We start from the raw sequence: 12,607 nt of genomic DNA on the forward strand, positions 1-12,607 counted from the left end.
ATGTGCGGCCTGTACATGTGACTGACAAGAAGCTGTCACAGAAGAACCGGAATGCGGTCCCGCCCACGCCCGTTTTCCCTGACATGACTGTGGGAGTAGCACTCAACGCGGCCGAAGCGCCCAATCAGGTGGACGCCACCGTGCGGCTTGCCCAGGAGGCGGCGGACGCCGGGCTGCGGTCGGCGTGGTTCGGGCAGACCTTCGGCGCGGACTCGCCGCAGCTCGCGGCGATCGTCGGGCGGGAGGTGCCCGGGTTGCAGGTGGGCACCTCCGCGATCCCCGTCTTCGGCCGCCATCCGCTGCTCGTGTCCAGCCAGGCGCTGACCGCCCAGGCGGCCACGCACGGCCGGTACCACCTCGGTCTGGCGCTCGGCACCAAGCTCCTGACCGAGACCGGCTTCGGGCTGCCCTTCGAACGACCCATCGCCCGGCTGCGCGAATTCCTCACGGCGCTACGGCAGTTGACGCAGACCGGCACGGCCGACTTCCACGGTGAGCTGCTGACCGCCACCACTCCGGTCCCCGCGCGCGTACCGGGTGCCGAGGACGGCGTACCGATCCTGGTCGCCGCGATGGGACCGCAGGCGTTGCGGGTCAGCGGCGAACTGGCGGACGGCATCCTGCCCTACCTTGCCGGACCGCGTGCCCTCGCGGACCACATCGTCCCCGCCCTGACCGCCGCGGCCGAGGCCGCCGGCCGTCCCGCGCCCCGCGTCGTCGCCCTCGTGCCCGGCGTGGTCACGGACGACGTGGAGGCGGTGCGGCGGAAGGCCACCGACCACCTCGCCTTCTACGAACAGATCCCGTCCTACGCCCGCGTCCTCGAACTCTCCGGCGCCCGCCGCGCCTCCGACGTGGCCGTGATCGGCGACGAGAAGACGGTCGCGGCGGAGGTACGGCGCTACCGCGACGCCGGTGCGACCGAGGTCGTCTTCTCCGGCACGGAGATCGCGGGCGACGAGGACCGGCGCCGCACCTGGGACCTGCTCGGCGAGCTGGCCGCCTGATGCTCTTGCCGGCGCGCCGGGTGGGGCGGCTTTCCGCGGCGTCGACTCGGAGGTGGCCGGTGGCTCACGGCACGCGGAAGTCAGCAGTGGTCCTCGATATAGACCATGCGCCGCCCCGGCTCGGCGCGGAACTCGTGGGCCAGGTAGCGGCCGGTCGGGGACGTTCCGCCCGGTCCCATGTACGCGTCCTTGATCCGCTCCCAGGCCACCGACCGTTCGGCCGCCGACGTGAGCCGGGGGCTCGTGCCGCCCATGTCCCCCCAGACCAGAGGTGTGCCGGCGTCCTTGACGAGCCGACGCACCACGCGCAGGTCGAGCCGCTTGCGGTACAGGACCCAGCCCGTCCCCTGGTCGTCGAGGAGCGTCACGGGTCCCTTGACGCTGTCGGGGTTCGTCAAAAACGGCTGCATTCGCACGAGTCTCCCAGACGCCTTGTCAGTGACGGTCCGTGGCCGACGCGCACGCCGACCGCGTCACGTCGTCGCGGCCGTCCCTTCCCGCATCCCCCCGTACCACCCCACGCAATGAAGGAGCTCGCATGACCACCGAAGCGACCACGACGGACCTCCGGGCGTTCACCGAGGACTGGCTGGAGTGGTACCGCGCCCACGAGGCACGGCTTTCCGCCCCGCACGGCTTCCTGGCGATCACCGGCCTGCACTGGCTGGACGACCGCCCGCAGCGCTTCCCCGACGCGCCGGGCGCCTGGCACACCGGCGCCGAGGGCGTCGTGGTGGACCTGGACGAGGGCGAAGAGGTGCTGGTGGACGGCGTGCCGGTCCGGGGCGAGCACCACTTCGGCGTCCTCCCCGAACGCGGCGGGGTCGACGCCGTCTGGGGCGACGCCGTCATCGAGGTCGCCAAGCGCGGCGGCCACGACATCGTCCGCCCCCGCCACCCGGACGCCCCCCTGCGGACGGCCTTCACCGGCACCCCCGCCTACGCCCCCGACCCCCGCTGGGCCGTCACCGGCCGCTACGTCCCCTTCGACACCCCCCGCCCCACCACGGTCGGCGCGGCGGTCGAGGGCCTTGAGCACGTGTACGACGCTCCGGGCCGGATCGAGTTCGAACTCGACGGCCAGGCGCTCTCGTTGACCGTGTTCCCGGGCGCGGGCGAGGGCCGCCTGATGGTCCTGTTCACCGACGCCACCTCCGGTGTCACCACCTACGCCGCCAACCGCGCCCTCACCATCGACCCGCCCGCCGTCGACGGCACGGTCGTCCTGGACTTCAACCGCGCCGCCAACCTCCCGTGCGCGTACACGGACCTCGCCACCTGCCCGCTCCCCCCGGCAGAGAACCGGCTGCCGGTGGCGATCGAGGCGGGGGAGAAGATCCCGCGGGAGCGCGGGGGGTCGTGAGCGGGGTGCCCGTCGGCTGAGGCGAGCCGTGGGGGCGTGAGGCGAGGTGCCCGGGGAGGTCGACAGCCGCCTTCGTCGGAGGGTGCCCCAGCCTCACGCCGCCGACGACAGGACACAATGCGGCTGTGGACCTGAGACCGGAACTGTCGCCCCCGCCCGTGAGCGCGCAGCGGCTGGAGGAGCTCTCCCGCGACATCGAGCGGATCGCCGAGCTGGTGCGCGGCGGAGCCGGCGAGGCGGGCGACGAGATCAGCGCCTTCAACTCGAAGACGGGCCACGCCTACGAGGCACCGGACTTCACCGAGTACGACGGCAGCCGAAGCCTGAGCGCGTTGGCGTCGGAGGCCGCCCGCCCAGCCCGGCCCAGGGTCGCGGACGTCACCGCGGACGAACTCACCGAGCTGGTCCGCAGGGTCCTCTCCGGCAGCCCGGAGTCCGACTACTGCCTGCGGCTCCTCCGGGCCAACGTGCCCCACCCCCGGATCAGCGACCTAATCTTCCACCCACCGGCCGGGCTACGCGATGCCTCGCCCGAGCGGATCGTCGCCGAGGCTCTCGCATACCGGCCCATGGCTCTCTGAACGGCTCCGCTCACCGCGCCGCCGGCTCCGGGCGCCTTTCACGCACCGCCTTCTTCACGGCATCCGGTCCCGTGACGGCGGCCCCGTCAGCAGGCGGTGCTCGGCGGATTCGTAGCGGCTGCGTTCCCGGTCGGCTGCGGACTTGCCGGAGAGCAGGCTGGTGAGCCAGCCGGCGAGGAAGCCCGCGGGGATGGAGGCGAGGGCGGCGGTGTTGTAAGGGAACCAGTCGAAGTCGGCCTCGGGGAAGGCGGCCAGGGGTGATCCCGAGACGAGCGTCGTGCCCGGGGTCAGGGCCAGGACCGTGAGGGAGCCGACGACGAGCGTGGCGAGCAGGCCCGCGCGGGTGTAGCGGCGCCAGAAGAGGGTGTAGAGGAGCGCGGGCGCGATGGCCGAGGCGCCGAGGGTGAAGGAGAGGGTCGCCAGGGGCTGGAGGCTGCGGTGCTGGGCGAGGGCCGCCACCAGGATGACGGGGATGCCGACGAGCAGGGCGCACGAGCGGGCGAGCGTGAGTTCGCGCGCCGGGGGCAGCGGGGTGGGCCGGGAGGCGGTCAGGTCGTGCGCGAGGGCGTTGGCGCAGGCGAGCGTCATGCTGGCCACGGAGGCGAGCAGGGTGAGGAAGACGGCGGTGGTGACGGTGGCGAAGAGCAGGCTCTCGGGCCGGGAGAGGCCGTTGCCGAAGGCGGCGCGGGCGCCGAGCAGGTAGGCGGTGGTGCCATGGGGGTCGGCACCGGTGATGCGCGCGCGCCCGAGGAGGGCGGTGGCGCCGGTGCAGATCAGCACGAGCATCAGGATGAACAGGGTGACCGAGGAGACCGCCCAGGACATGGCCCGGCGCACCTGACGCGGCGTTCCCGCGGTGTACATGCGCATGGTGACGTGCGGCAGGCAGGCGGCGCCCAGCACGATGGCGCACTGGGTGCTCGCCATGTCGAGGGCGGGGTGCGGGCTGACGGAGTACTGCAGCCCCCAGCGCAGATAGGCGGGACCGGCTCCGCTCTTGTGCGCCGCGGTGCGGAACAGGGTCTCGGTGCTCCAGCCGAAGGTGTGCAGGATCAGTCCGCTGACGACGAGACCGGAGGCGAGGAGCATCACCGTCTTGAAGATCTGGACGAGCGCGGTGCCCCGCATCCCGCCGAGAGCGGCGTAGCTGATCATGAGTATCCCGGCGCCGGCCACACAGCCGTTCTTCATGGCCGGTTCCGTGAACCCCAGGACGTAGGCGAGGAGTTCACCGACACCGGCGAGCTGGACGATCATCATCGGGACGAGCGCGAGCAGGGTGACCGCGCACGCCGCGATGCGCACGGACCGGGCCGGATGGCGGTGGCCGAGGACGTCGCCCATGGTGTAGCGGCCGGTGTTGTGGAGCGGCTCGGCGAGCAGGAACATCAGCAGGAGCAGGGAGAGTACGGCGCTCAGGGCGAGGACGACTCCGTCGTAGCCGCACAGCGCGATGATGCCGCCGATGGTGAGGACGGTGGCGGCGGAGATGTAGTCCCCGGCGATGGCGAGTCCGTTGCGCAGGGGCGAGAGGGACTTGTAGCCGGTGTAGAACTCGGCCAGGTCGTCGGCGTCCGGGCCGGTGAGGACGCAGAGCAGCAGGGTCAGTGCGACGACGGAGCAGAAGGCGGCCAGGGACCAGGACTGCGCGGGACCGCTGAACTCCGTCACCGGGCTCCTTCCCGGTGCGCCGGGTGCGACTGGCGGACGCGGTGGATCAGCGGGTCGACGACGGAGCGTGCGGAGGCTTCGTAGAGCAGGACGGCCAGCCAGGTGACGGGGATCTGCGCGAGGGCCAGCACGAGACCGGTGGGCAGTCCGCCGGGCCCCGGACGGGTCATGAGCCCCGGGGCCTTGACCGTCAGGGCGAGGAACCCGGCGAAGTAGCCCAGCGCGGTGAGGGACGGCACGCGCCGCTGCCAGCGGTAGGCGCGGCGTAACAGGCGAAGGGTGCGGTGCGGTCCGGAGCGCCGGCCAGGCGACTCAGGGCGGCCCGATCCGTCTCGCTGCGACCAACTGGGTGTGTGCGGGGGTGTGCCGGTGGGGTGGGGGTGGTCGGACGGCGGTGGGCCGGAGGGAAACTCGGAGCTGTCGTCGGACATGGCGAATCTCCTGGCGGGGACTGGGCCCTGGACGGCGCGGATCAGGTCGTAGGCCCATCGCACATAGTGCGGGTCGAGGTCATGGAGTGCGCGAATATGTCGGCCGACAGGGACAGTTACCCATGACCTTATGTCGACATGTTTCCAGTCGACGGTCGTTATCGGCCAAAGAGCACGGCGCGGCCGGCCACCCCGGTCCGGCCGCGCCGTGCTCTTCGGCGGCGCCGTTCAGCCGCCCGAACTCGACAGGTTCTCCCGCACCTTGGCGATGGCGAATCCCCAGCCCTGCTGGACCGTCGCCTTACCGGGTACGGCGATCTCGTCGGGGTTGGTGAGCACGTCCAGCAGGACGGGTCCCGGTTCCGCGAACGCCCGCTTCACCGCGTCGGGCAGTTCCTCGGGGTGGGTGACGCGGATGCCGGGGATGCCGAGGGCCTGGGCGACGGCCGCGAAGTCCGGGTTGTCGAGGACGGTGCCGAACTCCGGGAGCCCGGCTTGTTCCTGCTCCAGCTTGACCATGCCGAGGCGCTGGTTGTCGAAGACGACGAGCTTGACCGGCAGCCCTTCGGTGCGGATGGTCATCAGGTCGCCGAGCAGCATGGACAGGCCGCCGTCGCCGCAGAAGGCGACCACCTGCCGGTCGCGGTCGAGCAGTTGGGCGCCGATCGCCTGGGGCATGGCGTTGGCCATCGAGCCGAGGTTGTAGGAGCCGAGCAGGCGGCGGTCGCGGCGCATCTCCACGAAGCGGGAGAGCCACACCGTGGCCATGCCGGTGTCGGAGGTGAACACCGCGTCGTCGCTCGCGGCGGCGTCCACGGCCAGGGCCAGCGCCTCGGGGCGTACGAGGTGGGAGCGGTTGTCGAACGCCGAGCGGACCCGGCCGAGCAGACCCCGGTCGTGGCCGGGCGAGGCGAGGTCCCGCTGTCCCTCCTGCCACTTGGTGAACTTCGCCCGCGCCGCGTCGAGATGCCCCCGGTCCGAACGCGGCCGCACGCGCTCGAGGAGCCCGCGCAGGGTCGGGCCCACGTCCGCGGCGAGCCCGACGTCCACGGGCACGCGGCGTCCGATGTGCTCCGCGACCCGGTCGATCTGGATCACCTTCTTGCCCTCGGGATACCAGTCCCGGTACGGGAAGTCGGTGCCCAGCAGCACCAGGGTGTCGGCGTGGTCCATGGCGCGGGCGGCGGCCGGATTGCCGATGAGCCCGGTCTGGCCGACCTGGTACGGGTTGTCGCCCTCGAAGCCCTCCTTGGCCTTGAGGGTGAGCACCATCGGCGCGGCCAGCCGCTCGGCCAGGGCGAGGACCTCCTCGCGGCAGCCGCGCGCTCCCCGGCCGACGAGCAGCGTGACCTTGCCGCCGTCGTCGATCACGGAGGCGGCCTCGTCGAGCGCGGGGTCGTCGGGCCGGTTGGCGGAGCCGATCAGCGACAGCCGGACCGGCCGGTCGTCGGGCACCTCCAGGTCACCGATGTCGCCGGGCACGGTGAGCACGGCGACCCCGCGCCGCCCGACGGCGGTGCGCACCGCGACCTCCAGCAGCGCCGGGAGCTGGGCGGGCGAGGTGACGGTGGCGCGGAAGACGGCGACGTCCTTGAAGAGCAGGTCGTTGTCGACCTCCTGGAAGTAGTCGGTGCCCAGCTCCGCCTGCGGGACCTGTCCGGCGATGGCGAGCACCGGCGTGCCGCTCTTCGCGGCGTCGTAGAGACCGTTCAGGAGGTGGACCGAGCCGGGGCCGACCGTGCCCATGCACACCCCGAGCGTGTCGGTGAGCTGGGACTGGGCACCTGCCGCGAACGCCGCCGCCTCCTCGTGACGGCAGCCGACCCAGGACACGGCCTCGGAGGCGCGGATGGCGTCGGTGAACGGGTTGAGCGCGTCGCCGACGACACCGAAGACGTGACGTACCCCCAGTTCCTCCAGCGTGTCCACGACGAGACGGGCGACGGTACGAGCCATGGGATCGTCCTCTCCGCGGGCCCTGCGGCCCACTGGTGTCACACGGCGGGCGCGGTGCCGCCGCACGGGTTTCAGGTACGGGTATGGGTGGGTCAGCCGGCGAAGCGGTCGGCGTCGGCGGCCTTCCAGTCGGCCGCCCACGCGGCCGGGGGCTGGGCTGTCAGCTCACCAGGGGCGAGCCAGTCGTAGAGCCCGGCGTAGGAGCTGAAGTCGCCGTGGGGCGTGTCGCGGCGGCGCAGCATCTCCGGGCGCAGGTCCCGGGGGTCGCTCACGCCCATCGCGGCCATGATCTGCTGGGCGCTGCGGACGGTCGCCTCCTGGTAGCGGCGGACCCGCTCGGACTTGTCGGCGACGTCCAGGGCGCGGGCACGGCGCGGGTCCTGCGTGGTGACGCCGGTGGGGCAGCGGTTGGTGTGGCAGCGCTGGGCCTGGATGCAGCCGACGGCGAACATCATGCTGCGTGCCGCGTTGGTGTAGTCGGCGCCCATGAGGAGCCGCTTGACGATGTCCGATCCGGTGGCGACCTTTCCGCTGGCGCCGACCCGGACGCGGTCGCGCAGCCCGGCGCCGGTCAGGGCGTTGTGGACGGTGATCAGCCCCTCGGTGAGCGGCATCCCGAGATGGTCGGCGAACTCGAGCGGCGCCGCGCCCGTGCCTCCCTCGGCGCCGTCCACCACGATGAAGTCGGGGGTGATGCCCTCGGCCAGCATCGCCTTGCACACGGCGAGGAACTGGGCTCGCGAGCCCGGGCAGAGCTTGAATCCGACCGGCTTGCCGCCCGCGAGGTCACGCATCCTGGCCAGGAAGCCGACCAGCTCGCGCGGGGTGTGGAACTCCCGGTGGTACGGCGGTGAGATCACCGTCTCACCCCGCGGAACCCCGCGCACCTTCGCTATCTCGGCGTTGACCTTGCCGCCGGGCAGGACGCCGCCGATGCCCGGCTTGGCGCCCTGGGACAGCTTGAGCGAGACGCACTTGACGGAGGGGTGGGCGGCCTTCTCCCGGAACTGCTCGGCGTCGAAGCCGCCGTCCTCGGTACGGCAGCCGAAGTAGCCGGTGCCGATCTCCCACACGAGGTCGCCGCCGGGGCGCAGGTGGTACTCGGAGAGGCCGCCCTCGCCGGTGTCGTGCGCGAAACCCCCGCGTGCTGCCCCGGTGTTGAGGGCGAGGACCGCGTTGGCGGAGAGGGAGCCGAAGCTCATCGCGGAGACGTTGAGCAGCGCCATGTCGTACGGCTGGGCGCAGTCGGGGCCGCCGATCCTGACCCTGGGCGGCGTGTCCGGGATGTCGACGGGCGCCATCGACGGCACGAGGAACTCGTAGCCCCGCGCGTACATGTCCCGTTCGCTGCCGAAGGGTTCCTCGGCGTCGATGCCCTTCGCCCGCTCGTACACGATGTTGCGGGTGTCGCGGTCGTAGGGACGGCCGTCGAAGTTCCGCTCGACGAAGTACTGCTGGAGTTCCGGGCGGATCGCTTCGAGGAGATAGCGGGCGTGGCCGATGACGGGGTAGTTGCGCGGGACCGTGTGGCGGCGCTGGAGGAGGTCGTGACCGCCCAGCAGGCCGACGGCCCCCAGAACGCCCGCCCCCAGCCACCACCAGGGGGACCCGAGCACGGCAGCGGACGCCGCTGCCGCGGCACCGATCAGAAGGAGACCCACGGCTCCGAAACGCACCATGCTCTCCCCGATAACCCCTATCGGGGCTCTCATGCCGCCACCGGGCAGAACGCCGGTCTCCGGCCGTCTCCGACCGGCCCTCGACCGGTCCCGGACCGGCCCCCGATTGACATGCAGGTAAATGCCTGCATGATTGGGGGTGTGAGCAGCGAGATGGACCGGGTCTTCAAGGCCCTGGCCGATCCGACCAGGCGGTTCGTGCTGGACACGCTGCGCGAGAACAACGGCCGGACGCTGGGCGAGCTGTGCGAGAGCGTGCAGATGACCCGGCAGTCACTGACCCAGCACCTCGGGGTGCTGGAGGCCGCCCGTCTCGTCAGCACCGTCCGCAAGGGCCGCGAGAAGTTGCACTACCTCAACCCCGTGCCGCTCCACGAGATCCAGGAGCGGTGGATCAGCGCGTTCGACCGGCCACGGCTGGACGCGCTGAGCGCACTGAAACAGAAAGCGGAGTCCGCCATGAGCGCCGAGAACGAGCCGCGCCCCGAGTACGTCCACACCACCTACATCGCCGCCACCCCGGAAAAGGTCTGGGAGTGCCTCATGGACCCCGAGGCGACGGCGGCGTACTGGTACCACCGCAACGTCTCCGACTGGCAGCCCGGCTCCCCCTGGGCGCACCGCCGCCTGGACGAGTCCGGCGTCGACGACGTCGTCGGCACCGTGGTGGAGATCGAGGCGCCGCGCCGCCTGGTGCTGACCTGGGCGGGCCCCGACGAGGAGCGCCCCGGCGGTCCGTCCCGGGTGACGTTCGAGCTCAAGCCGTACGGCGACACCGTGCGGCTCACCGTGACGCACGTCAACCTGCGCGACGAGCAGGAGCTGCGAGAGATCTCGGGCGGCTGGAGCTTCGTCCTGTCCAGCCTCAAGTCGTACGCCGAGACGGGCAAGGCGCTGCCGCTCCCGGCCTGGGGCACCTGATTCCGGCGGGTCCGGCGAATTCACCGCAGCCCCGGCCGTGCGCCCCCGACCCGGCGATCCGTCAGGGTACGGGGACAGGCCCCCGTCAGGCCTGCTCCGCTCCGGCAAGCGCCTCGGCGATCAGGCGGGTGGCGAAGTCGCGGTCGTCGGTGATCCGGTTGATGTGCTCCGCGAGCAGGACGGCCGTCGCCTCCAGGGGGTTCATCTCGGCGTCGGTCCAGCGTCCGTACTGGGCGCGCCACAGGTTGGGGCTCAGTCCGGTACCGGCCGCGATGAGCAGTCCGGCCATGGTGGGGACGACCTCGGGGCGGAAGGTCTTGGGCATCATGCGCATCGTGGCGATCAGCGGGACCACCACGTACTCGTTGACGTCCTTGTCCTCCGCCTCGCACGCCATCCGCAGCCACTTCATGAACGTGTAGATGAGCGTGCACGTGCCCTCGATCAGGGCGTCGAGTCCCGTGGGCCCCAGGGCCGCGGCGAACCGGTCGAGCAGCTCCCGCTGTTCGGGGTCGGTCCCGGTCCCGCCGTCGTAGAGGGCCTGGAGCCGGGAGTCGACCATCATGAGCGCCGCGCCCACATCGCCGACGGGAGCACGTGCCGGATCACAGGGTGAGGACACGGGGTTCCTCCTCGCGGGGCCATGGCGGACAACGCGTCATGCCGCCACGTTAGACCGCCGATCGACCGAGAGGTGGCAGTTGCTCTCGATACCGGGTCCTTTCTTCCCTCCGCCCCTGAGGGCAGCTCGACCGGACCGCGCCGCCCGAAGCCGGCCGAACGACCGACCCCCTCCCAGGCGAGGGCCTCCGCCGTCCGGTGGCGGGAATGGTCCAGCGCCATGGTCGCGGCGTTCACCCCGAGGGGAGGGAGTCCCGGGACCTCGCCGCGGTGGACGGTACAGACGATGATCTCCGCGGCTCGCTGCGGTCTCCGGCCGCACGGGCCGCGCACTGCCGCGCTCTACCGCGCACTGCCGCGTCCGACGGTGCATCTCCCCGACCGTCGTCTCGTACGCCTCCTACGGATGGCGACACCGGCGCCGCGTGGCGGGACGTCCGGACGCGTTCGTCGGCGAGCTTGGGCAGCGATGCCGGAACCGGGGCGCACCGAATCGACGTCGAGCACCAGAACGACGCGAATGCGATGAGCCGAGATGACAAGACGGAGACCGCAGCTTGCCTACCGCCGAAAACCAAGCCCAGCCCGCACCTCCGGCCCGGGTGAACGACTACGACAGCTTCGCCGAGGCGTACTCGGCCCTCAGCGAGACAAGCCTTCTGAACGCCTACTACGAGCGACCCACGATGCTGTCCCTGGCTGGGGGCGTGGCCGACCGCCGGATCCTCGACGCCGGCTGTGGCTCCGGCCTCCTGCTCACTGCCCTGCGCGACCGAGGTGCCCTCGTCACCGGCCTCGACTCCAGCGCCGAGATGGTGGAGCTGGCCCGGCGGCGGCTGGGAGCCGACGCGGACCTTCGTGTGGCCGACCTGTGCGACCCACTGCCGTTCGCCGACGATGCGTTCGACGATGTCCTCGCCTCGCTGGTGCTGCACTACCTGGAGGACTGGGGACCGACGCTGGCCGAGATGCGGCGAGTGCTCGTGCCCGGCGGTCGACTGATCGCATCGGTGCAGCACCCTTTCGTGGACTACGCCATCCAGGACCCTCGGCCCGACTATCACGCGACCACCATCTATACCGCCGACTGGACCGACCTGGTGGGACAGACCGCGCGGATGAGCTTCTGGCGCAGGCCACTGCACGCGATGACCGACGCGTTCACCGCGGCCGGCTTCCGCCTGGCAGTCATCAGCGAGCCGCAGCCCGATCCGGCCGCCCGCGAGCTGTACCCCGACGACTTCGACAGCCTCTCCACCCAGATGTGCTTCCTCTTCTTCGTTCTGGAGGCACCCCCGGCACGGTAGAAGGGCCGCAAGCCCAGCCCCGCCGATGCCTTGACCGGTGAGCACCTGGCCACACCGCGTACCGGCGATCCAAGGAACGACCGGCGCAGTGAGGCTCTCGTGCTTCTCCGCCGGGCCGTTGTGAACTCGGCGCAATCCGAGGGGTTGGCCAGGCGGTGAACGTCCGTGCCGTCCAAGAGGGCCACGGACCGCATCCACGCCGCGAGCGAAAGCCCGGGCGCCGGACGATAGCGTCTGCCAGGTGACCGACGACGCCGTCATCTGGGACCAGCTCGCCGCCTTGCTGCCGAGGGCCGAAGCCCAGGAAGTCAAAGACGCCCGGGACATAGGAGAGCAGGAGGCGGGACTCGGCCTGCTCGTCTCCGGCCTCCTCAGCAACCAGGTGGCGATCAGCCAGACGGTCAGGGCCCGGATCTCCGTGCTCGCAGAGAGCTGGGGCGAGCGGGAAGCCCTCACACCCCAGCTCCTTCAGTGCGGTGAGGAAGGCGGTCCGGGCACCGTGAGGCTGATCGAAGGCGAGGGAAGCACCGTCCCCGAGGTGGCAGGTGAGGTCCACCAGGACCTGGCAGGTCTCATCGTCGTCCCCTGGATCGCCTGCACGAAGTGCGGCCAGGTCCTGATGCGCGCCCATGCCCGAGAGAGCTGGGGAGATCTTTCCTGCCTGGCGCGGCACTACGTCATCACGACGCCGAACGGGTCCACCGTCCTGCGGGTGTTCCCTGCCGACGCCGCCGACGCCGCTTTCGCCGCCCTCCAGCGCGCTTGCTCGGACGCACCATAAGAACGAGCCGCCACGGTGGTCGCTGTGCAGGGGTGCGGAGTTCACGCACGTCACCTCGGAGGGTTCCGGTGCCGATCTCGCCGGGAGTTTCGAGGGCGACCGCGCCCCGCCTCCGTCGTTTCCTGCCCGGCCCCGTCGTCGTGACCCGCTGACCCCGTCAAGGACGCCGGTCCCCAACTGGTCACCAGGAACGACCGAGGGCCGGTTTCGGATCTCTCCGAAACCGGCCCTCGGCTGCGACTCTCACGAGTCGGGACGACAGGATTTGAACCTGCGACCCCTTGACCCC

General features: G+C 71.5%; 12 protein-coding genes. 6 read left to right on the top strand and 6 right to left on the bottom strand.

Annotated elements, in window-relative coordinates:
* Positions 1–83 precede the first annotated feature (83 nt).
* Positions 84–1,007, top strand: a complete 924-nt coding sequence (locus ACWEEU_RS22355) for an LLM class F420-dependent oxidoreductase (protein ID WP_385740626.1) — start codon at positions 84–86, stop codon at positions 1,005–1,007.
* An 80-nt stretch (positions 1,008–1,087) separates the two neighbouring features.
* Here the strand turns inward: ACWEEU_RS22355 and ACWEEU_RS22360 are convergent, their stop codons facing one another.
* Positions 1,088–1,417 carry a hypothetical protein gene (locus ACWEEU_RS22360; RefSeq protein ID WP_385740623.1) on the bottom strand — a complete coding sequence of 110 codons (330 nt, stop codon included), beginning with the start codon at positions 1,415–1,417 and terminating at the stop codon, positions 1,088–1,090.
* A 128-nt stretch (positions 1,418–1,545) separates the two neighbouring features.
* On the opposite strand from ACWEEU_RS22360, the gene ACWEEU_RS22365 reads away from it, so the two are divergent.
* Together ACWEEU_RS22365 and ACWEEU_RS22370 are read left to right on the top strand one after the other, a co-directional pair.
* Positions 1,546–2,370 (top strand): DUF1684 domain-containing protein, encoded by an 825-nt coding sequence (locus tag ACWEEU_RS22365; protein WP_451734500.1) that lies wholly within the window; start codon positions 1,546–1,548, stop codon positions 2,368–2,370.
* Between the two features lie 125 nt (positions 2,371–2,495).
* The gene (locus ACWEEU_RS22370) at positions 2,496–2,951 is read left to right on the top strand and encodes a hypothetical protein (protein ID WP_451734502.1); all 456 of its coding nucleotides are present in this window, start codon (positions 2,496–2,498) and stop codon (positions 2,949–2,951) included.
* Between the two features lie 54 nt (positions 2,952–3,005).
* Here ACWEEU_RS22370 and ACWEEU_RS22375 read toward each other — a convergent pair whose 3' ends face one another.
* From ACWEEU_RS22375 to ACWEEU_RS22390, 4 genes are all read right to left on the bottom strand, one after another.
* The gene (locus ACWEEU_RS22375; protein ID WP_385740614.1) at positions 3,006–4,622 is read right to left on the bottom strand and encodes a sodium/solute symporter; all 1,617 of its coding nucleotides are present in this window, start codon (positions 4,620–4,622) and stop codon (positions 3,006–3,008) included.
* Entirely contained in the window at positions 4,619–4,861 is a 243-nt protein-coding gene (locus ACWEEU_RS22380; protein ID WP_385740611.1) for a DUF485 domain-containing protein, read from the bottom strand. Before ACWEEU_RS22380 ends, ACWEEU_RS22375 begins: the two co-directional genes overlap by 4 nt.
* Positions 4,862–5,281: 420 nt before the next feature.
* A complete protein-coding gene (locus ACWEEU_RS22385; protein WP_451734505.1) occupies positions 5,282–7,009 on the bottom strand; it encodes a thiamine pyrophosphate-dependent enzyme in 1,728 nt (575 codons plus the stop codon).
* Between the two features lie 92 nt (positions 7,010–7,101).
* Positions 7,102–8,688: an FMN-binding glutamate synthase family protein gene (locus ACWEEU_RS22390; protein ID WP_451734507.1), complete on the bottom strand. Its 1,587-nt coding sequence runs from the start codon at positions 8,686–8,688 to the stop codon at positions 7,102–7,104.
* Positions 8,689–8,841: 153 nt separating this feature from the next.
* Between ACWEEU_RS22390 and ACWEEU_RS22395 the strand changes: the two genes are divergently transcribed.
* Positions 8,842–9,609: an ArsR/SmtB family transcription factor gene (locus ACWEEU_RS22395; RefSeq protein WP_451734525.1), complete on the top strand. Its 768-nt coding sequence runs from the start codon at positions 8,842–8,844 to the stop codon at positions 9,607–9,609.
* Between the two features lie 85 nt (positions 9,610–9,694).
* Here ACWEEU_RS22395 and ACWEEU_RS22400 read toward each other — a convergent pair whose 3' ends face one another.
* Positions 9,695–10,231: a hypothetical protein gene (locus ACWEEU_RS22400; RefSeq protein WP_451734509.1), complete on the bottom strand. Its 537-nt coding sequence runs from the start codon at positions 10,229–10,231 to the stop codon at positions 9,695–9,697.
* 556 nt (positions 10,232–10,787) lie between these two features.
* Here ACWEEU_RS22400 and ACWEEU_RS22405 point away from each other — a divergent pair.
* Positions 10,788–11,537: a methyltransferase domain-containing protein gene (locus ACWEEU_RS22405; RefSeq protein ID WP_451734510.1), complete on the top strand. Its 750-nt coding sequence runs from the start codon at positions 10,788–10,790 to the stop codon at positions 11,535–11,537.
* A 241-nt stretch (positions 11,538–11,778) separates the two neighbouring features.
* Positions 11,779–12,318 carry a hypothetical protein gene (locus ACWEEU_RS22410; protein ID WP_451734512.1) on the top strand — a complete coding sequence of 180 codons (540 nt, stop codon included), beginning with the start codon at positions 11,779–11,781 and terminating at the stop codon, positions 12,316–12,318.
* Positions 12,319–12,607: the final 289 nt, after the last annotated feature.

Source organism: Streptomyces sp. NPDC005004 (assembly GCF_053600675.1).